The sequence below is a fragment of the Streptomyces sp. NPDC046876 genome (assembly GCF_040645035.1).
GTDB lineage: Bacteria > Actinomycetota > Actinomycetes > Streptomycetales > Streptomycetaceae > Streptomyces.
The window spans coordinates 30823-50770 of record NZ_JBEYXK010000020.1 but is presented as its reverse complement, the minus strand read 5'-3'; the positions used below and the strand labels follow the sequence as shown (position 1 = coordinate 50770).

At 74.2% G+C, this 19948-nt stretch carries 19 protein-coding genes; 9 read left to right on the top strand and 10 right to left on the bottom strand.

The window, feature by feature from the left end:
- Positions 1 to 22: 22 nt before the first annotated feature.
- A complete protein-coding gene (locus ABZ924_RS14400; RefSeq protein WP_361908209.1) occupies positions 23 to 1015 on the bottom strand; it encodes a nitroreductase family protein in 993 nt (330 codons plus the stop codon).
- The gene (locus tag ABZ924_RS14395; protein WP_361908206.1) at positions 1012 to 2319 is read right to left on the bottom strand and encodes a CBS domain-containing protein; all 1308 of its coding nucleotides are present in this window, start codon (positions 2317 to 2319) and stop codon (positions 1012 to 1014) included. The genes ABZ924_RS14400 and ABZ924_RS14395 overlap by 4 nt, the downstream gene beginning before the upstream one ends.
- Before the next feature lie 160 nt (positions 2320 to 2479).
- Between ABZ924_RS14395 and ABZ924_RS14390 the strand changes: the two genes are divergently transcribed.
- On the top strand, positions 2480 to 3415 hold the full coding sequence (locus tag ABZ924_RS14390; protein ID WP_361908203.1) for a universal stress protein: 936 nt from the start codon (positions 2480 to 2482) through the stop codon (positions 3413 to 3415).
- Positions 3416 to 3463: 48 nt separating this feature from the next.
- Positions 3464 to 5194, top strand: a complete 1731-nt coding sequence (locus ABZ924_RS14385) for a GAF domain-containing protein (RefSeq protein WP_361908200.1) — start codon at positions 3464 to 3466, stop codon at positions 5192 to 5194.
- Between the two features lie 48 nt (positions 5195 to 5242).
- On the opposite strand, the gene ABZ924_RS14380 is transcribed toward ABZ924_RS14385, so the two are convergent.
- Positions 5243 to 5989 (bottom strand): response regulator transcription factor, encoded by a 747-nt coding sequence (locus tag ABZ924_RS14380; protein ID WP_361908197.1) that lies wholly within the window; start codon positions 5987 to 5989, stop codon positions 5243 to 5245.
- Between the two features lie 256 nt (positions 5990 to 6245).
- Between ABZ924_RS14380 and ABZ924_RS14375 the strand changes: the two genes are divergently transcribed.
- Positions 6246 to 7469: a molybdopterin molybdotransferase MoeA gene (locus tag ABZ924_RS14375; protein ID WP_361908195.1), complete on the top strand. Its 1224-nt coding sequence runs from the start codon at positions 6246 to 6248 to the stop codon at positions 7467 to 7469.
- 58 nt (positions 7470 to 7527) lie between these two features.
- Here ABZ924_RS14375 and ABZ924_RS14370 read toward each other — a convergent pair whose 3' ends face one another.
- A complete protein-coding gene (locus tag ABZ924_RS14370) occupies positions 7528 to 9915 on the bottom strand; it encodes an excinuclease ABC subunit UvrA (RefSeq protein ID WP_361908192.1) in 2388 nt (795 codons plus the stop codon).
- Between the two features lie 43 nt (positions 9916 to 9958).
- Positions 9959 to 10447, bottom strand: coding sequence for a VOC family protein (locus tag ABZ924_RS14365; RefSeq protein WP_361908190.1), 489 nt, complete (start codon positions 10445 to 10447; stop codon positions 9959 to 9961).
- Between the two features lie 156 nt (positions 10448 to 10603).
- Here ABZ924_RS14365 and ABZ924_RS14360 point away from each other — a divergent pair, with 156 nt between their 5' ends.
- Together ABZ924_RS14360 and ABZ924_RS14355 are read left to right on the top strand one after the other, a co-directional pair.
- Positions 10604 to 11023: a helix-turn-helix transcriptional regulator gene (locus tag ABZ924_RS14360; RefSeq protein WP_361908345.1), complete on the top strand. Its 420-nt coding sequence runs from the start codon at positions 10604 to 10606 to the stop codon at positions 11021 to 11023.
- A gap of 10 nt (positions 11024 to 11033) precedes the next feature.
- Positions 11034 to 11450, top strand: coding sequence for a VOC family protein (locus ABZ924_RS14355; RefSeq protein WP_361908187.1), 417 nt, complete (start codon positions 11034 to 11036; stop codon positions 11448 to 11450).
- Positions 11451 to 11530: 80 nt separating this feature from the next.
- On the opposite strand, the gene ABZ924_RS14350 is transcribed toward ABZ924_RS14355, so the two are convergent.
- From ABZ924_RS14350 to ABZ924_RS14335, 4 genes are all read right to left on the bottom strand, one after another.
- Entirely contained in the window at positions 11531 to 12496 is a 966-nt protein-coding gene (locus ABZ924_RS14350; protein ID WP_361908185.1) for an anti-sigma factor, read from the bottom strand.
- Complete coding sequence (gene sigK, locus ABZ924_RS14345; RefSeq protein WP_361908182.1) at positions 12493 to 13092, bottom strand: ECF RNA polymerase sigma factor SigK; 600 nt, start codon at positions 13090 to 13092, stop codon at positions 12493 to 12495. The genes ABZ924_RS14350 and sigK overlap by 4 nt, the downstream gene beginning before the upstream one ends.
- Positions 13093 to 13197: 105 nt before the next feature.
- A complete protein-coding gene (locus tag ABZ924_RS14340; RefSeq protein ID WP_361908180.1) occupies positions 13198 to 14070 on the bottom strand; it encodes a hypothetical protein in 873 nt (290 codons plus the stop codon).
- Positions 14071 to 14147: 77 nt separating this feature from the next.
- Positions 14148 to 14879 carry a response regulator transcription factor gene (locus ABZ924_RS14335; protein ID WP_361908177.1) on the bottom strand — a complete coding sequence of 244 codons (732 nt, stop codon included), beginning with the start codon at positions 14877 to 14879 and terminating at the stop codon, positions 14148 to 14150.
- A 236-nt stretch (positions 14880 to 15115) separates the two neighbouring features.
- Between ABZ924_RS14335 and ABZ924_RS14330 the strand changes: the two genes are divergently transcribed.
- Together ABZ924_RS14330 and ABZ924_RS14325 are read left to right on the top strand one after the other, a co-directional pair.
- Positions 15116 to 15439: an STAS domain-containing protein gene (locus tag ABZ924_RS14330; protein ID WP_361908174.1), complete on the top strand. Its 324-nt coding sequence runs from the start codon at positions 15116 to 15118 to the stop codon at positions 15437 to 15439.
- A 77-nt stretch (positions 15440 to 15516) separates the two neighbouring features.
- The gene (locus ABZ924_RS14325; RefSeq protein ID WP_361908171.1) at positions 15517 to 15945 is read left to right on the top strand and encodes a pyridoxamine 5'-phosphate oxidase family protein; all 429 of its coding nucleotides are present in this window, start codon (positions 15517 to 15519) and stop codon (positions 15943 to 15945) included.
- Here ABZ924_RS14325 and ABZ924_RS14320 read toward each other — a convergent pair whose 3' ends face one another.
- Positions 15946 to 17757: a GAF domain-containing protein gene (locus ABZ924_RS14320; protein WP_361908342.1), complete on the bottom strand. Its 1812-nt coding sequence runs from the start codon at positions 17755 to 17757 to the stop codon at positions 15946 to 15948.
- A 438-nt stretch (positions 17758 to 18195) separates the two neighbouring features.
- Between ABZ924_RS14320 and ABZ924_RS14315 the strand changes: the two genes are divergently transcribed.
- Positions 18196 to 19077, top strand: coding sequence for an oxygenase MpaB family protein (locus ABZ924_RS14315; protein ID WP_361908169.1), 882 nt, complete (start codon positions 18196 to 18198; stop codon positions 19075 to 19077).
- Between the two features lie 33 nt (positions 19078 to 19110).
- Positions 19111 to 19948, top strand: an 838-nt coding sequence (locus ABZ924_RS14310) for a serine/threonine-protein kinase (RefSeq protein ID WP_361908166.1), incomplete at its 3' end; no start/stop codon positions are given.

Genomic DNA, 19948 nt, shown 5'->3' with positions numbered 1-19948 from the left:
ACCTGCGGGCCTCCCCGGACCGTCACCGGACGTCCAGGACCTCCGCCACCGGGCGGCGGGGCGTGGCCTCTCCCGACGGGCCGTAGCCGAGGCGCAGCACCATCTGGACGTGGCCGACGGAGGCCAGCGGGTCGCGGACGGTCCACCGCAGCTCCGGCCACTCCAGGGGCTGGGACGTCATCGACGTGGCCAGGCCGTCGGCAGTGGCCTGGAGGAGGACCCGCTCGAGCGCCTGCCCGGCGCGCAGCCAGTCGGCCGTGGTGTCACCCGGCGAGCCGAGCAGGGCCAGCTGGGGCCGCTTCTCGAACGTGGCCCACGGACGCCCCGGGATGGAGCGGGCCCGGCCGAAGTCGCGTACGGGCCCCGGTCCGCCCGCGCTGTGCGGGCCGAACGCCGAGGCGGGAATGCCGTCGCGGCGCGCCGGGGCAGCGCCCGGTGCCCCGCCGGTCCAGGCAGCCGTCTCCGCCTGCGCCGGCGGATCCATCTCCTCGCGGTGCTCCGCGTCGCGCACGAGGGCGAGCACGGTCTCGGCGTGCCAGCTGTCGGGAACCGTCAGGCGGCATCCCTCCAGGCGGGCGGCCGCCCGCAGGCCGTCCAGGAGCGCGGCCGGCACCGGTTCGTCGCTGAACGGCTGTCGGCTGGTGTGCCGGCGCCGGAGCGCGCCGTACAGGTCGGCCGGCTCGTCTCCTGCGCCCGCGTACGCGTCACCGAACGCGATCGTGGCCAGCAGCCAGGGCGCGGAGACGTCGGGGAGCAGTTCCACGTGCGTGCCGAGCCGATGCCGGGCCGCGGACACGCGCAGGTTGAACAGGGCGGCCGCGCAGCCGAGGTGGAGCGCCCGGTGATCGGGGTCGGTCCGCGGCATGGCCCGTTCCGGATCGCCGTGCAGTTCGATCACGTCGCTGTCCCGGCGGAGGACGAACCGCCAGGGCTGGGCGTTGTGCATGGAAGGGGCGGTGACGGCGTCGCCGACGAGCCGGACGGCGGTTTCGGTGTCGATGCGGGTTGCGGTCATGGGACTGGTCCTGTCTGTGCGGCCTCGGCCGCCGGTTCCTCCCGGCGCCGGGTGGTTCGTCGGTCGAAGTCGGCCTCCACGTCCACGACTCCGGGAACGGTGCGGGCGCCGCGTACGAGGAGGTCCGCCAGCGCGGGGTCCGGCAGCGTTCCGTGGAGGCGGGCGATGCCGTCGGCGACGTCGACGTGCACGTCTGCCGAGCCGTGCGGGAGGAGCTGGTACGTGATCAGCCCGCGGAGCTCCGCTGCGATGTCGGCGTCCGGCCGTAGGTACGCCTTCAGCAGGTCGCCGCGGCTGACGGATCCGACCGGGCGGCCGTCGCCGTCGACCACGGGAAGGTGCTCGAGGCGGCCGCGGGCCATCAGGCGCGCCGCGCCCGCAATGGTGGTGTCCTTCTGCACGGTCACGGCCGGGCGGGTCATCAGCCGCCCGGCGACGGCGTTGCGGGGGGTGCCGGCTGCGTCCCGGGTACGGAGCAGCAGGTCGCTCTCGCAGACGACGCCGGCGACCCGTCCTTCCTCGGACAGTACGGGGACGGAGCTGACGTGCCACATCCGCAGCGTCTCGGCGATGTCTTCGCACGCGGCTCTGCGGTCGACGGAGATCACGGCGTGCGTCATGACGTCGCCGACGGTGCGCAGGGGCATCGCCCGGCGGACGTGGCCGACGGGTGCGGTCGCTGCCGTGTCGTCGGTGCGGGTGGTGATCCGCGATGCCACGGCCACGACGCCGTCGAGCCGTTCGACGAGACCCAGGACCGCGGGCAGCCGGCTGCGGTGCGGCACCGTCCCGGCCAGGGTCACGATGCCGTCCACCACGTGGATGTCGACGTCGCCGGCCGGTACGTCCGCGAAGTCCACCAGGACGTCCTGGACACGTCGGCGTATCTCGGAGTCCGGGCGCAGGAACATGCGGAGCAGGTCTCGGCGGGTGACGATGCCGACGAGCCGGTCCTCCTCGTCCACGACGGGGAGCCGTCCGACGCCGCGGCGGGTCATCAGCCGGGCCGCGTCGGCGGCCGTCGCCTCGGCGCGGACGGTGACCGCGGGGCAGGACATGATCTCCCCCGCAGTGGTCGGCGGGGTCGGCGCCGCGTCCCCCCGGGGCGCGGCCGGATGCGGTGCCGCACGGGCCGGTACGTCGGTCTGCGAGACCACGCCCGCCACGCGGTCCTCGTCGTCCAGGACGGGGACACCGCTGATGTCGTGTTCGGCGAGCAGCTCCGCGACGTCCTTACAGGCCGTGCCGGGGGCCACGGAGACGACCTCGTCGGTCATCAGGTCCGCCACCTTGAGGCTTTTCATGAGGCCCTCCTGGTGCGTGTGCCCTTCACCATGCGCCGGAGCGGGCCCGGGGATCGAGGGCCGAACGGTCCCGTCCGGGGACCGGACGGGCCCTCCCACCCGCCCGGTGCCGTGTCAGCCTGAGGGGTGTGACCCATCGGCTTCTCGGTCGGGAGCAATCGTGGACAGCGCCATCCGTACCCCTGACACCAGCTCGGTCATCGTCGGCGTGGACGGCTCGGCGCCGGCCCGCGCCGCCGCCCTGTGGGCCGCCGGTGAGGCCGTGCGCCGCGGCCGCCCCCTGCACATCGTCCACGGATCCGACACCGACGGCCGGGCCCTGTACCTGTCGGCCGAGACCGTCGAGGAGATCCGCGCCGCGGGCCGGGAGCTGCTGGACGCCACGGCGAAGGCCGTGACCGACCGGTACCCCGGCCTGCAGGTGACCACCGAGTTCAGCCGCACGGACGCCGTCACCACCCTGCACCGGGCGGCCGGTCTGCACGGCACCATCGTCGTGGGCAACCGCGGCCTGGGCGGCTTCGGCTCGCTCATGCTCGGCTCCGTCGGCCTGGACACGGCAGCCACCGCCGAGAACCCCGTCATCGTGGCCCGCGGAATCGACGGTGCCGAGGAGCGGGGCACCGTCCTCGCCGCCGTCCGCGACGAACACGACCTCGTGTGCGCCCGCCATGCCGCCCGCGAGGCCCAGCTGCGCAGGGCGTCCGTGCGCCTGCTGCACGTGTGGAACATCCTCCAGTCCCTGGGCAACGTGGTGACCATGCTCGACCGCGTGGACGAGATCGCCGGGGGACACGAGAAGACCCTGCGGACCGTCACCGACACGATCCACGAAGAGTTCCCCGACCTGACCGTCCAGGGCGAGGCGGAGAAGAGCGTCTCGGTGGCCGGAGTCCTGGTCGAGGCGTCCCACCATGCCGATCTGCTGGTCATGGGGGGCCGCCGGGCCCCCGCCCCGCTCGGACTCGGCCGCAACCTGGGCCGGGTCACCCACAGCCTCCTGCACCACGCCCACTGCCCGGTCCTCCTCATCCCCCGGCCCGGCAGCCGTTCCCCGCGGGCATCCGAACGGGAAACCCCCTCCGGCCCGGACTAACGTGGACAAGGTGGTTCTCTCACCGCTGCCACCGGCCGGAGGCGGGACATGAGCGCAGGCGGCAGGGCCCCCGAAGGCGGAGTGCCGCGGCTGCGGCTGGACGAGCTGCTCGACGAGCTCCAGGTACGGATCGACGAGGTCCGCGGCGCCCGGGACCGGCTGAACGGCCTCCTCGAAGCCGTCATGTCGGTCGGCCGGAAACTTGACCTGCCGCAGGTGCTGCGCGGCATCGTGGAGGCCGCCGTCGTGCTCGTCGACGCCGAGTACGGCGCCCTCGGCGTGATCGGCGACGAGAAGAAGCTCGCCGAGTTCCTCCCCGTCGGCATCAGCGACGAGCTCCGCGCACGGATCGGCGACCTGCCCTCCGGCCACGGCATCCTCGGCGAGCTGATCCGCCACCCGCAGCCCCTGCGCCTGTCCGAGCTGTCCGAGCACCCCGCCTCGTACGGCTTCCCGCCCCACCACCCGCCGATGCACTCCTTCCTCGGCGTCCCCATCCGGGTGCGTGAGGAGGTCTTCGGCAACCTCTACCTGACCGAGAAGCGCGGCGGCGCGGACTTCGACGCCGAGGACGAGGCGGTCCTGTCCACCCTGGCCGTCGCCGCCGGCATCGCCATCGAGAACGCCCGCCTCTACGAGGAGGCCCGCCTGCGCGAGCGCTGGCTGGCGGCCGGCTCGGACATCACGAGTGCCCTCCTCTCCGGCACCGCGCGCGACGAGGTGCTCGAAGGCATGCTGGAGCGTGCCAGGAACATCACAGGCGCCGACATCGGAGTGCTTTACCTCTTCGGTCCCGGGGGCGAGCTGCGCGGCTCCCTCGCCCTCGGGGAGGGGGCCGGGGCGCACCGCGGGATCGTCCTGCCCAGCCCCCGGGGCACCCTGGCCGAAGCCGCCCTGGCCCGGGACGGCCTGGTCACCGTCACGGACGTGGAGAACGACGAGCGCATCACCGTGCACGTCGAACGCTGGAAGGGCTTCGGACCCGCCGTCGCCGTCACCGTCGGTACGAAGGAGAAGCTCAGCGGTGTGCTGGTGCTCGCCCGCAGCCGCGGCCGGGCTGCGTTCGCGGCCGCGGAGGTCGCCGCGCTCCCCGGGTTCGCCGGCCAGGCGAGCCTGGCCCTGGAGCTGGCGGACCGGCGCCGCGACGCCGAACAGGTGAGCCTGCTCGAGGACCACGACCGCATCGCCCGTGACCTGCACGACCTGGCCATCCAGCGCCTCTTCGCGACCGGCATGACCCTCCAGAGCGCCCAGCGCTTCGTGGACCACCCGGAGGCTTCCGAACGGCTCGCCCGTGCGGTCGACGACCTCGACGCCACCATCAAGATCATCCGGTCCACCATCTTCGGACTCCGCGAACGCCGATCCCCGGGTACGGGCCCGAAGCTGCGCTCCCGCGCCGTCCAGACCCTGGACGACGCCTCCGCCGGCCTCGGCTTCGCCCCGGCGCTGCGCATGGAGGGGCTGATCGACACCGACGTACCGCCGGCCGTGGCCGACGAGGCCCTCGCCGTCATCGGCGAAGCCCTCAGCAACGTCGCCCGCCACGCCTGCGCCACGCACGCGGAGGTCTTCATCGCTGCGGGCGGCGGAACGCTCCGCCTGGAGGTGACGGACGACGGCGTCGGCATGCCCGAGGGCGGCCGGCGCAGCGGGCTGCGCAATCTCGCCGAGCGCGCCGAGAAGCTCGGCGGCCGGATGACGGTCGCCCCGCGGGACCGGGGCGAACACGGCACCCGCCTGGAGTGGCGGGTGCCGCTGGCCCCCTCGCGGACGTGACCGGGGCCGCCGCAGGCGGTGCCGGCGCCACGCCCCCTGTGGAGACGCTCACCGCTCGGCGCGGCCGTGGTCGCGGTCACGGTCGCGGTCGCGGTCGCGGTCGTGTCCGTGGTCGTGGTCGTCGTGCACCTGTGCGGCGATGACCGCCGCCTGGACCCGGCGTTCGACTCCGAGCTTTCCCAGGAGCCGTGAGATGTGGTTCTTGACGGTCTTCTCGGACAGGTAGAGCCGCTTGGCGATCTGCCGGTTGGTCAGGCCCTCGCCGATGAGTTCCAGGACGGCCCGCTCCCGCTCCGACAGGGCCGCCAGGCGGGCGTCATCCGGCTCCTTCGGCGTCTCCGGGTTGCGCAGGGAGTGCATCAGGCGGGCGGTCGTGGCCGGGTCCAGCATGGACTGGCCGGTGGCGACCGTGCGGACGGCGGAGACGAGGTCGGAGCCCTTGATCTGCTTCAGCACGTATCCGGCGGCGCCCGCCATGATCGCGTCCAGCAGGGCGTCCTCGTCGTCGAACGAGGTGAGCATCAGGCACGCGAGGTCCGGCATGCGCGAGCGGAGCTCGCGGCAGACCGCGATGCCGTCGCCGTCGGGCAGCCGCACGTCGAGCACGGCGACGTCCGGGCGGAGCGCCGGCCCGCGGGCCAGGGCCTGGTCGGCCGTGCCCGCCTCACCCACGACGGTGATGTCCGGCTCGGCGTCGAGGAGGTCCCGCAGCCCGCGCCGGACCACTTCGTGGTCGTCGAGGAGGAACACCTTGATGGGCGTCGCCTCGGGGGAGGCCTTCGGGTCGTCGGACATGGTGGTCCCTGGTTTCGGTCCGCGCTGTGCGCGCTTCCACCCGAATTGTCTCAGGAAGGCGCATCACACACCCGTGACCGACAGCTGCCGGACGTGCCCGGGACGGCCCTGCCCACCGCCGTTCCCCAGGGCGGGCAGGTGCGGCGCGTTTGCCGTGGCCGTTCACATCGGTGGCGCGGCGCGCGTGAGCGAGTCGGAGCGCAATGGCAATGCCCGCGCAGGCGGCCGGAAACGCCGCGGGGCGAGAGTCCTGTGCATGCCTTCCGCCGCCGTCACGACCCCGACCCCCACCCTGGTTCCGACCCCGACCCCGACCCCGACCCCGACCCCGACCTCGCCCGGCACCGTGCCGCCCGCCGCGCCGCCGTCCCCGCCCGTGTCCTGGGCCCGTGCGCGGGTGCTGGCCCACGGCGCTCCCCGGCCGGTGCCCGCCCGCAGGGTCTCCCTCGGTGCCGCCGCCGGGCTGACGCTTGCCGAGGACCTGCGCGCCCTGCATCCGCTCCCGGCGTTCGACACGGCCGCCATGGACGGGTACGCCGTGGCCGGTCCGGGCCCCTGGCAGGTCCGCGGTGCCGTCCGGGCGGGTGCGGTGTGGCCGGGCGTGCTGGGGGCGGGGGAGTGCGTGGAGATCTCCACCGGGGCCCCGGTTCCGGCGGGGGCGTGCGCCGTGCTCCCGCCGGGTCGGCACATCCGGCGTGCCGGCGAGGACGCCCCGGCGGGCTGCCGTCTCGCCCCGGCGGGCACCCGGGTCGGCCCGGCGCTGCTCGGGCTCGCCGCGTCCTGCGGCCACGACGCGCCGGCGGTGCGGCCGCGTCCCCGGGTCGGCGTGCTGATCACGGGCGACGAGCTGGACCACGCGGGCCGGCCCGGCCCCGGCCGGGTGCGCGACGCCCTGGGGCCGCTCCTGCCGGCGCTGATCCTCGCGCTCGGCGGCGAGCCGTGCCGGGTGCGGCACGTATCCGACCGGCCGGCGGGGCAGCTGGCCGAGGCCGTGCACGGGATGCGGGACGTCGACGTCGTGGTGGTCACGGGCTCCACCTCCGTCGGCGCCACGGACCAGTTGCGCGGGCTGCTGGGCAGCTCGGGCGCCGGGGCGCGGATGGTGGTCGACACGGTCGCCTGCCGTCCCGGGCACCCGATGCTGCTCGCCGAACCGGACCCCGACCGCTGGGTGGTGGGGCTGCCGGGGAACCCGTACGCCGCGCTCGTCGCGGCCCACACGCTGCTCGGCCCGCTCATCGCCGGCCTGGCGGGCCGGGCCCTCGCCCCGCTGCCCCGGGTCCCGGTACGGGGCCGGGTGCGGGCGGTTCCCGGGACGACGCGGCTGGTCCCCGTCGCCTGGGACGGCGACGGGGCCAGGATCGCCGACGGGCACGGCGCGGCGTTCCTCCACGGGGCCGCCGTGGGCGACGCGCTCGCCGCGATCCCGCCCGGGTGGGCCGAGGGCGGCCCGGTCCCGCTGCTCCTGATGCCCTGCTGACGGCCGACCTCCGCGTCCACCCCGGTCGGGCAGCTCCGTCGGCCGGCGGGCCGGCGGCCTATGCGCCGACGTACGCCGCCAGGTGTTCGCCCGTCACGGTGGAGCGGTCGGCGACCAGGTCCGCGGGCGTGCCCTCGAAGACGATCCGGCCGCCGTCGTGGCCGGCGCCCGGGCCCAGGTCGATGATCCAGTCCGCGTGGGCCATGACCGCCTGGTGGTGCTCGATGACGATCACCGACTTGCCGGAGTCGACCAGCCGGTCCAGCAGCCCCAGCAGGTGCTCGACGTCGGCGAGGTGCAGTCCCGCCGTCGGCTCGTCGAGGACGTAGACCCCGCCCTTCTCCGCCATGTGCGTGGCCAGCTTGAGCCGCTGCCGCTCGCCTCCCGACAGCGTGGTCAGCGGCTGGCCCAGGCTGAGGTACCCGAGGCCGACGTCGGCCAGCCGCTCCAGGATCCGGTGGGCGGCCGGCGTGCGCGCCTCGCCGGCACCGAAGAACTGCTCGGCCTCGGCGACCGGCATCGCCAGCACCTCGCTGATGTCCCGGCCGCCCAGGCGGTACTCCAGCACCGATGCCTGGTACCGCCGCCCCTCGCACTCCTCGCACGTGCTCGCGACGCCGGCCATCATCGCCAGGTCGGTGTAGACGACGCCGATGCCGTTGCAGGTGGGGCAGGCGCCCTCGGAGTTGGCGCTGAACAGCGCCGGCTTGACCCCGTTGGCCGTCGCGAACGCCTTGCGGATCGGGTCGAGCAGCCCCGTGTACGTCGCGGGGTTGCTCCGGCGCGAACCGCGGATCGCGCCCTGGTCGACCGCGACCACACCCGCGCCCGCGGGGACCGAGCCGTGCACGAGCGAGCTCTTGCCGGAGCCGGCGACTCCGGTGACCACCGTCAGCACCCCGAGCGGGATGTCGACGTCCACGCCCCGGAGGTTGTGCGTCGTCGCCCCGCGGATCTCCAGCGCACCGGTGGGCTTGCGCACCGCCTCCTTCAGCGAGGCCCGGTCGCCGAAGTGGCGGCCGGTGAGGGTGCCGCCGGCCCGCAGCCCCTCCACCGTGCCCTCGAAGCAGACGGTGCCCCCGGCCGTGCCCGCGCCCGGGCCGAGGTCGACGACGTGGTCGGCGATCGCGATCGTCTCCGGCTTGTGCTCCACGACGAGCACCGTGTTGCCCTTGTCCCGCAACCGCAGCAGCAGGCCGTTCATCCGCTGGATGTCATGGGGGTGCAGGCCGATCGTGGGCTCGTCGAAGACGTACGTGACGTCCGTGAGCGGCGAGCCGAGGTGGCGGACCATCTTGACGCGCTGCGCCTCGCCGCCCGACAGCGTGCCCGAGGGCCGGTCGAGCGAGAGGTAGCCCAACCCGATCTCGACGAACGAGTCGAGGGTGTGCCCCAGCTTCGCGAGCAGCGGCGCCACCGAGGGCTCGTCGAGGCCCCGTACCCATGCGGCCAGATCGCTGATCTGCATCGCACAGGCGTCGGCGATGCTCACCTCCCCGATCCTCGAGGACCGGGCCCCCTCGGCGAGCCGGGTGCCCTCGCACTCGGGGCAGGTCGCGAAGGTCGTCGCCCGCTCCACGAAGGCCCGCACGTGCGGCTGGAGCGCGTCGACGTCCTTGGACAGGATCGACTTCTGGATCTTCGGGATCAGGCCCTCGTACGTCAGGTTGATCCCGTCCACCTTGATCTTGGTGGGTTCCTTGTGGAGCAGGTCGTGCAGCTCGCGCTTGGTGTACTTGCGGATCGGCTTGGCCGGGTCGAAGAAGCCCGACCCGCGGAAGATCCGGCCGTACCAGCCGTCCATGCTGTAGCCGGGGACCGTCAGCGCACCCTCGTCGAGCGACTTGGTGTCGTCGTAGAGCTGGGTCAGGTCGATGTCGGAGACGGTGCCGCGGCCCTCGCAGCGCAGGCACATGCCGCCGGTGCGGTTGAAGGTGGCCTTGACCGCCTTCCGGGCCCCGCGCTCCACGGTGATCGCCCCGCTGGCCCGCACCGAGGGGACGTTGAAGGCGTACGCGCTCGGCGGGCCGATGTGCGGCTGCGCGAGCCGGCTGAACAGGATGCGCAGCATCGCGTTGGCGTCGGTGGCGGTCCCGACGGTGGAGCGGGGGTCGGCGCCCATCCGCTGCTGGTCGACGATGATCGCCGTGGTCAGGCCGTCCAGGACGTCGACCTCGGGCCGCGCCAGGGTCGGCATGAAGCCCTGGACGAAGGCGCTGTACGTCTCGTTGATCAGCCGCTGCGACTCGGCGGCGATCGTGTCGAACACCAGGGAGCTCTTGCCCGAACCGGAGACACCGGTGAACACCGTCAGGCGGCGCTTGGGAATCTCGACGCTGACGTCCTTGAGGTTGTTCTCGCGCGCACCGAGCACGCGGATCAGATCGTGGCTGTCGGCCGCGGGCAGCCCGGGCGACGGCGTGTCCGTCCTCGTGGCCTTGCTCATCGTGTCTCCGATCGGGTGGGGCGGGGCGGGGCGGCGGGCGGCCTTACCGGCGCTGCTCGTTGAAGCGGATCAGGTTGCCCGCCGGATCGCGGAAGGCGCAGTCCCGGACACCGTACGGCTGCTCGGTCGGCTCCTGTACGAGTTCGGCGCCGGCGGCCCGGAGCCGGGCGAAGACGCCGTCGAGGTCGCAGGTGGCCAGGGTGAGGCGGGCGTAGGTGCCCTTGGCCATCATCTCGGCGATCGTACGGCGCTCGTCTTCGGTGACGCCGGCAGCGGTGGCCGGCGGCTCCAGCACGACGGAGGTGCCGGACCGGCCGGCGGGGCCGACCGTGATCCAGCGCATCGCGCCTGAGCCGACGTCGCTGCGGACCTCGAAGCCGAGGGCGTCGCGGTAGAAGGCCAGGGAGGCCTCGGGGTCGGTGTGGGGGAGGAAGGTCCAGTGAATGCTGATGTCGGTGGTGGCGGCGGCGGTGTCGGCGTCGGTGCCGGTTGCGGCGATTTCGGTGGTGTCGGTGGTGTCGGTGGTGTCCATGGCCGCCACGCTAGGCGCGGGGCGGACGCCGGGGCTTCTCCGATCCTGATCGATCGCTCCGGGCCCGCCGGCCGGTGCTCCGGGCCCCCGCTGTCGATCGTTGCGGGCGGGCCACGGCCGCCGAGGCCGCCGTGGCAGACTGGCCGGGTGAAACGGCTGGAGCTCGACGACCTCGTCCGCCTGCGGCGCGCCCGCGACCGGATGGACCGCGAGTACGCCGAACCGCTCGACGTCCCGACCCTGGCCCGCGGGGCCCTGATGTCGGCCGGCCACTTCTCCCGCAGCTTCCGCGCCGCCTACGGCGAGACGCCGTACAGCTACCTGATGACCCGCCGCATCGAGCGGGCCAAGGCGCTGTTGCGGCGCGGCGACCTGAGCGTGACCGAGGTCTGCTTCGCGGTCGGCTGTACCTCGCTGGGCTCGTTCAGCTCCCGTTTCACCGAGCTGGTCGGCGAGAGCCCGAGTGCCTACCGGGCGCGCAACCACGACGACGGCGCCGAGATCCCCGCCTGTATCGCCAAGATCCACACGCGGCCGGTCAGAAACGGAGAAGCAGGCCCGGCCGCCGCGCCGTAGCGTGAGCGGCATGGACATCACGCTTTCCCAATGCTTCATCGCCGTCGACGACCACGACAAGGCGATCGCCTTCTACCGCGACGTGCTGGGCCTCGAAGTGCGGGGCGACGTGGGGTTCGAGGGGATGCGCTGGGTGACCGTCGGGTCGCCCGCGCAGCCGGACGTGAACATCGTGCTGGAGCCGCCCCTCGCCGACCCGAACGCCTCGCCGTCCGACCGGCAGGCCATGGCAGAGCTGATGGCCAAGGGCCTGCTGCGCGGCGTCATCTTCCAGACGCCCGACTGCGACGCCACCTTCGAGCGGATCAGCGCGGCGGGCGCCGAGGTGCTCCAGGAGCCGATGGACCAGCCCTACGGCGTGCGCGACTGCGCGTTCCGCGACCCCGCCGGCAATCTGGTGCGCTTCACCCAGCCGCGCGGGAAGTAGAGCCCGGGGCGGGCTGGTGAGCCCGGGCGCGTGCCCGGGCCGGCTCGGGCGCCGGCCCGGGCCGTCCGGGGAGCGGCCGCTCAGGGGTAGACCTCCTCGTCCGTGTCGTCCGTGTCGTCCGAGTCGTCCGAGTACGGCGTCTCGGAGGACGCCGTGGTGTCCTCGGCCCGGGGCGGCACACCGATCACGGCCAGGACCGGGGCGGTGGGCTTGCGGACCCCGCCGGCCGGCTCCACCGTCACGCACACGGCCGTCGCCGTCGCCAGGGGGCCGCGCAGCCGGAGCTGCTGGTCGCCGGAGCCGCTCAGGAGCCCCGCGGGCCGGTAGCGTCCGGCATCGCTGAACCAGACCTGGTACGCCTTGCCCGCGGGCAGCGGGTCCAGCTGGCTGGCGAACAGGGCGGCCGCGTCCCGGCTCCGCGAGACGGCCACCGTGCTCTGGCCCTCGCCGGGCAGCCGCTGCGTACGGAGCTGCACGTCCGAGGCGGCCAGTACGTCCACCACGCCCGCCTCCTGCCGCTGCGCGCGCACCAGGGAGGCCCGTGCGGCGTCGGCCTCGTGGCGCTGCCACGCGGCGACGCCGCCGAGCGCGACGACCGCGGCCGCGAGCGCCGCCAGTGCGACCATGATCCGGCGCCGGAACGGAGCCGCCGGCGGGGCGGGGGCGGGGACCGGGGCGGCGGGCGGGCCGCCAGGGGGCGGCCTGGCGCCCCCTGCGGCCGGCGACGCAGGGGCCGCCACGGCCGCAGGAGGTGCCGCCGGGCCCACCGGTTCCTCCTGCGGCCGGCGGGATTCGTACCGCTCACGGGGCGCCTGCGGCTCCTGCGCCGTCCTCGCGATCTCCGCGAGCACCCGGCTGCGCAGCCCCGCCGGCGGGTCGACCGCGACGGCCTGCCCGAGCCGCGCAGCCGCCGCGCTCAGGCCGGCCACCTCCACCGAGCACGCCTCGCATTCGGCCAGGTGCGTCTCGAACCCGCGCCGCTCGTCGTCCGGCAGCGCGTCCAGGACGTACGCCCCGGCCGCGTCGTGGGATCCGTTCCCGGTCATCCCGTGTTCTCCAGACACTCGCCGAGCAGCCGCAGCCCCTGCCGCAGCCGGGCCTTGACGGTTCCCACCGGTTCCTCCAGGGCCGCCGCCACCTCGCGGTAGGTCAGTCCCCCGTAGTACGCGAGCACCACGCTCTCCCTCTGTGCCCTCGACAGGGCCCCCAGGCACCGCCACACCTGCTCGTGCTCCAGATGCTGCTCGACCTCCTCGGCGACCTCGTCGAAGGGGCGCAACCACTCCCGGACCGCGTTGCGGCGCTCCCGCTCGCCCTGCGCCCGGACCGAGCGGACCCGGTCCACCGCCCGCCGGTGCGCCACGGTCAGTACCCAGCTCATGGCGCTGCCCCGGTCGGGGCGGAACCGGCCGGCGGTCCGCCACACCTCCACCAATACCTCCTGGACGACCTCCTCCGACTGAGCCGCGTCCCTGACCACGCTGGTGACCAGCCCCGCCACCGGCCGGCTGACCGCGTCGTACAGCCGGGCGAAGGCGTCGGGGTCGCCCGCGGCGACCCGGGACAGCAGCTCGTCCAGCTCCGCTCGGACCTGCGGGCTTCCTGACGGGGATCGGGGACGACTGGGACGACCGGTAGACACGCTCTGGGCACCTCGCTCGACGGCGGTGGACCACAGGCGGTGGACCACACCTCCTCCCATGCCAGCACCGATCGGAGCGGGCCGCATCACCGTGCCGGCCGGACGTCAGCCGGTCGCGCCCTGGTCCACGGTCGGGCCCTGGTCAGCGGGCACGTTCGGGGTCGCGGGCAGATCCGGGGTCGCCGGCTCGTCCTGGGTCGCGGGCGCGTCCCGGTTCACGGGCTGGTCCGGCATCAGGGTCTTGTCCTGGTCCGCGGGACTGTTCTGGTTCAGGGTGTTGCCCGGGGCCAGGGTGTCGTCCTGGTTCGTGGTCCTGCCCTGGTCCGTGGTCGTGCTCCGGCCCGTGGTCGCGTTCTCGTCCCCGGTCGTGACCCGGTTCCAGGTCTTGTCCTGGTTCCAGGTCTTGTCCTGATCACCGGGCTTGTCCTGGTTCCAGGGCTTGTCCTGATCACCCGGCTTGTACGGGCTCCAGGGCTTGTCCTGGTCACCCGGCTTGTACGGGCTCCAGGGCTTGTCCTGGTCACCCGGCTTGTACGGGTTCCAGGTCCTGTCCGTGTCCCACTTCCAGGGCTTGCAGACCTTGAACCCCTTCACCCACACCCACTTCCAGTGGCCCGGAACGTGGATCCAGATCCACCTGCCCTTGTGGTGGACCGTCACCCACACCCAGTGGCCGGGGTGCCAGTTGCCGTGGTGGTCGCGGAAGCCGGGCTTCCAGATCTTCTCCTTGGACCACCAGCCGTGCTTCCAGACCTTCTTCCAGTGGCCCCTGACCCACTTCTTCTCCCAATGGCCCTGCTTCCACGTGCAGTGCATCGGGTCGTCGCTCACACGCGTGGCCCCGGACGCGGCCGCGGCCGTGGCCGCGGCGTCCGCGGCGTGGGCCGCGCCGATGCCGCTCACCGTGCCGCCTCCTGCGAGCAGGCCCGCGGCCGCGGCGCTCACCGTCAGCCGGCGGGCTCGGACGGACATCACCATGACCGGCACCTCCTCATCCCTCGGATCGGCCGTCGGGCGCCGTCCTGCGGCAGGGGAAGCGGCCGCGCGGGGCGCCACTAGTGATTCGTAGCCGAGGGGTGGTGCGGACGCCCCGGCCGGCGGGCCGGTGGTACGAGGGCGTGGCTGGCGATCACGGCGGCCTGGACCCGGCGGTCGACGCCGAGTTTGACGAACAGCCGCGAGACGATGTTCTTCACGGTCTTCTCGGCGAGGTAGAGCCGCGTGCCGATCTCCCGGTTCGTCAGACCCTCGCTGACCAGGACGAGGATCTCCTTCTCCCGCTCCGTGAAGCCCGGCAGCCCCGGCGCCCGCTCCTCCTGCGGGACCTCCCCCCGCATCCGCGCCATCACCCGGGCCGTGGCGCCCGGGTCCAGCATCGACTGGCCCGAGGCGACCGTGCGGACCGCCGTGACCAGGTTGGTTCCGCTGATCTGCTTGAGGACATAGCCGGAGGCGCCGGCCATGATGGCGTCGAGCAGCGCCTCCTCGTCGTCGAAGGAGGTGAGCATCAGGCAGGCGAGCCCGGGCATCCGGGAGCGCAGCTCGCGGCAGACCGAGACACCGTCCCCGTCCTGGAGGCGCACGTCCAGTACGGCCACCCGCGGCCGCAGCGCCGGGACCCGGGCCAGCGCCTGCTCCGCCGTGGAGGCCTCGCCGACCACGCGGATGCCGGGCTCCGCCTCCAGCAGGTCGTGCACGCCCCGGCGGACGACCTCGTGGTCGTCCAGGAGGAAGACGCTGATGGGCTCCTCCGCCGCGAGGGGGCCGCCGGCGCCGCTGTCGGTCATCTCGTACTCCTGGGTAGGGCGGGCGCACCGGGCGCGCACCCGCCCCCGCATCCTGCCCGCCCGGCGGGAGCGACGACAGGGCCGATCGGCCCTGTCGTCGCTCCGCCCAGCGCGGCGGAACGCGCGGACTCGGGACCTTCGGCCCCCGGTACGGGGCGTGCGGACCTGTCGCCGGGCCCGCATGCGTGGTGGGGTGGCCGGGCAGGCGAGCGAAGCGAGCGAGAGGAGAGGACTCCATGGGCAGAACGATGATCGCGCTCCGGACGGTCGTACGCGAGGAGTGGGGCGCGGGCGTCGCGGTGGTGGGCGAACTGGACGTGCACACGGCCGCGGCCGTCGAGCCGCGACTCGCGCGGGTCGCCGACGGCGGCGGGGACGTGGTCCTCGACCTGTCCGGGCTGGCCTTCTGCGACAGCTCCGGCATCGACATGCTGCTGCGCCTGAACCGGCGCTGCGCGCGCGCCGGCGCGCAGCTCGTGCTCCAGGACGTGCCGCCGCTGATGGCCAAGTCGCTGCGGGTGCTGGGCGCGGACCGGGTGCTGCACTGCGACCGGTCGTGAGCCCGGTGCGCAGGGCGGAGCGTGCGGCGGACGCAAGGGGCGCCCCGGGAGTCCCGGGCGCCCCGGACGCGCGCCTCATGCGGCCGCTGGAGCGCGAGGAGGCCCTGCGGCTGCTCGGGACGGTGCCGCTGGGCCGGGTCGTGTTCACCCGGCACGCGCTGCCCGCCGTACGCCCCGTCAACCACCTGCTGGACGGCGGGGACATCCTGCTGCGCGTGCACGACGGCGGGGCGCTGGCGGCGCTGGCCGCCCCGGCCGAGGCCTCCGGCACCGTCGTCGCGTACGAGGCCGACGACATCGATCCGCGGACCCGGCTCGGGTGGAGCGTGGTCGTCACCGGGTTCGCCGTTCCGGTGACCGACCCCCTGCTCGCGGCCCGGTACGCGGACCGGCTGCGGCCCTGGGTGCAGCGGCCGGAGCCCGCCCGTGTCGTACGGATCCGGCCGGACCTGGTCACCGGCTTCCGGCTGGAGCGCGGCCCGGCCGCGGCCGCCCGGTCCGGCTGATCAGCGGGGCGGGGCCGGGGCCGGGCGGGAGGACTGGGCCTGTGCCCCCGGCCGCGGGGAGGGGCCGGGCTCGGGGCGTGCATCCGGGCGGGCGGCCGGGCGGGCGTCCGGGCGCGGGGTCCGCCGCGGGCCGTCCGGGTGCAGCGGGGCCCGCCAGACGATCCGGCTGCCGCCCACGGCGGGGGCCTCGGCCAGGAAGCTGCCGCCGACGCGGCGGGCGCGCTCGTCGAGGTTGGCCAGGCCGCTGCGCCGGCCCCCGGCCGGGATGCCGATCCCGTTGTCCGACACGGTGAGGACGACCTCGCCCGCCGCGGCCTTCAGCGAGACCCCGACCCGGCTGGCGTGTGCGTGCCGGGCGGCGTTGCTAAGCAGCTCGCCGAGCACCGCCACGACGTGGTCGGCCACGTCCGCCGGCACATCGGTGTCCAGCAGGCCTTCCATGGTCAGCCGCGGCGGGTGCCCGAGCAGGGCGGCGGCCTCGCCGACCGCACGGGCGGTCCGGGCCCGCAGCCCCGCACCGGCCTCCCGGTCCTTGGTGCGCAGCCCGAAGATGGTCGACCGGATGATCTTGATGGTCTCGTCGAGGTCGTCGACGGCCCGGCCGATCCGCTGCGCCGCACCCTCGTGCTCCACCAGCCGGGCGGCGCTCTGCAGGGTCATGCCGGTCGCGAACAGCCGCTGGATCGCCAGGTCGTGCAGGTCGCGGGCGATCCGGTCGCGCTCCTCCAGCAGCGCGATCTGCTCCGCGTCCCGCCGCCGGTCCGCCAACTCCAGGGCGAGGGCCGCCTGTCCGGCGAACGCCAGCAGCGGTTCGAGCTCGCCCTCGCTGAAGACGGGATCGCCGGCGGCCCGGGCCAGCAGGAGCACGCCGCGGGTGTCCGCGCCGCCGCCGGTGCCCAGGGGTACCGCCACCGCGGGCCCGCCGGCGTCCGGCAGCGGGGCGCCGGCCGGGAACCGCCGGTCCGTGGCCGCACGCGAACTCGCCACGGGAGCGCCCTCGGTGTGCGCGGCGCCCACCATGCTGCCCTCGATGGGCAGGACCAGCCCCTGCCGGGCGGCGGCGTCCGCGCCCGTGGCCACCTCGACCAGCAGGCCGTCGGCGCCGGGGAGCGCCGTGGCGATCTCCGCCGCCCGCGCGCCGGTGATGTCCCGGGCTCGTCGGGCGATCAGCTGGAGCACCTCGGTGCGCGAACTCCCGGACAGCAGGCTGCGGGTGACCTCCGCGTTGGCCCGCAGCCAGTGCTGCTGGCGCTGGGAGCCCTCGTACAGGCGGGCGTTGTCGATGGCGACCCCGGCGGCCACCGACAGCGTCGTGATGACGGACTCGTCCTCGGTGTCGAAGTCCCGCCCGCCCCGCTTGTCGGTGAGGTAGAGGTTGCCGAACACCTCCTCCCGCACCCGTATGGGCACGCCGAGGAAGGTCCGCATCGGCGGGTGGTGGGCGGGGAAGCCGTGCGAGGAGGGGTGGCCCCCCAGGTCGGCCAGGCGCAGCGGCTCCGGGTTGCGGATCACCTCGCCGAGCAGTCCGTGGCCCGAAGGCAGCGAGCCGATCCGGGCGATCTCCTCGTCGGTGAGGCCGACGGTCAGGAACTGCGAGAGCGTCCTGCCGTCCGGGCCGATGACGCCCAGGGCCGCGTACTCGGCGTCGACGAGCAGGGCGCCGGCCTCGACGATGCGGCGCAGCACCTGGGAGAGTTCCAGCTCGCGGCCCACGGACACCACGGCCTCCAGGAGGCTGTGGACCCGGTCGCGGGTGCCGCGGGCGGCGTCGATCCGCGCCTGGAGCTCGTCGAGTAACTCGTCCAGACGCATCCTCGGCATCCGGGACAACGCATCCCCCACCATCAACCCGCTCTCCTTGCCCTCGAACGGTGGAAAAGACTATCGGCAGCGCGAAGATGCGGAAGGCGGAACTCCTCCGGCCCTGGCGGGCAGCGCCCGGGAGTGCTTCCATGAAAGTGCGGAAGGAGCCCATTTCGAGGATGCGGAGAAGCGGCCCTGGTGCCGTGCACCGCACAATCGGGTTCCGCGAGAAGCGGGCGGGCTCCTCCCGCCCTCTCCTGCGCACCCCGCCCCTCTTCCGCGCACCCCGCCCCTCTTCCGCGCACCCCGCCCCTCTTCCGCCCGCCCCGGACGCACCATGACGCCCCGTGGCGCCCGGCGCCCCCTCGGTGGCACGCTCGACCCGGACCACCCGTACCACCCGTACCCGCGGCGCCGGGCACGGCGCGGCCATGAGGGAGGCAGGGGATGAGCGCAGCCGACCCGGGGTTCTACGGGCCCGCGTCCGTCACCTGGCAGTGCCATGGCGACCCCGTCATGTGGATCGCCGGGGTGCGCGCGCTCTACCTCCAGGCCCTGCACCCGCGGGCCGTCCGCGCCGTCCTGGAGAACTCGGACTTCCGCACGGACGCCTGGGGGCGGCTGCTGCGCACCGCCGACTTCGTCGGCACCGTCACCTACGACACCACCGACGCCGCGGAACGCGCCGGCGCCCGCGTCCGCAGCATCCACCGGTCCCTGTCCGCCACCGACCCCGCCACCGGCGAGCGGTTCCCCGTCGACGACCCCGAGCTGCTGCTGTGGGTGCACTGCGCCCAGATCGACAGCTTCCTGCACGTACTGCGCCGCTCCGGCGTCCCCCTCACCCCCGCCCAGGCCGACCGCTACGTCGACGAGAACCGCGTGAACGCCCGCCTCGTCGGCCTCGACCCGGCCGGCGTCCCCGCCGGCACCGCCGCCCTCGCCGCCTACTTCGACGAGGTCAGGCCCGAGCTCGCCGCCGGCCCCGACGCCCGCGCAGTGGACGAGTTCCTGCGCCGCCCGCCCGTTCCGCCGCTCCTCGTACCTGGCCGAAATGTGCTGTGGCGGCCGGTTGCCGCGCTCGCCTACGGATCCCTGCCCGCGTACGCGCACCAGCTGTACGGCAGGCCCGCACCGCCCCCGCGCACCGTCACCCGGCACCTGCGCCTCACCGGTACCCTGCTGCGCAGCATTCCCGCAGGTCTACGCTGGCAGCTGCCGCCAGGTCACATCTTGAAAGCGATACAGCGCATGGGCCCCGGGAGCCGCCCCTCTGCGTACACACTGCGTACATCAGCGGCCATACTGGACCGGCCGGGGAGGGCATAGGACGTAGCACGACAACGGGGGCGACTTCAAGACATGGCGGAGTCCAGACTGATCCAGGGCCGGTACCGGTCGCTCGATCTGATCGGGCGCGGCGGCATGGGCGAGGTGTGGCGCGCCCGGGACGAATCCCTCGGCCGGCACGTCGCCGTCAAATGCCTCAAACCGCTCGGATCCGAGCAGGACAACCACTTCACCCAGGTCCTGCGCGAGCGCTTCCGCCGCGAGGCCCGCGTCGCCGCCTCCCTCCAGCACCGCGGGGTCACCGTCGTCCACGACTTCGGCGACGACAGCGCCTCCGGCGGCCCCCTGTACCTGGTGATGGAGCTCCTCGACGGCCGCAACCTCAGCCAGCTGATGGAGCAGAACCAGGCGCGCCCCCTCCCCGTCGACATGGTCGTCGACATCGCCGAGCAGCTCGCCGCCGCCCTCGGCTACACCCACGACCAGGGCGTCGTCCACCGCGACCTCAAGCCCGCCAACATCATGCGGCTCACCGACGGCACGGTGAAGATCTGCGACTTCGGCATCGCCCGCCTCGCCCATGACATCGGCTTCACCGCCAAGCTCACCGGCGGCGGCATGGCCATGGGCACCCCGCACTACATGTCGCCCGAGCAGATCGCCGGCGGCGAGCTCGACCACCGCAGCGACCTGTACTCCCTCGGCTGCGTCCTGTACGAGATCGCCACCGGCGCCCCGCCCTTCGACCTCGGCGACTCCTGGTCGGTGCTGGTCGGACACCGCGACAACACCCCCGTGGCGCCGCGGCGGCCCCGCCCCCACCGGCCCCAGAAAAAACATCAGGGGATACACGACCTACTGGGCAAGAGCCCCCCAGACCCCCAGAACGGAAAAGCGGCGTGTTGGGTAA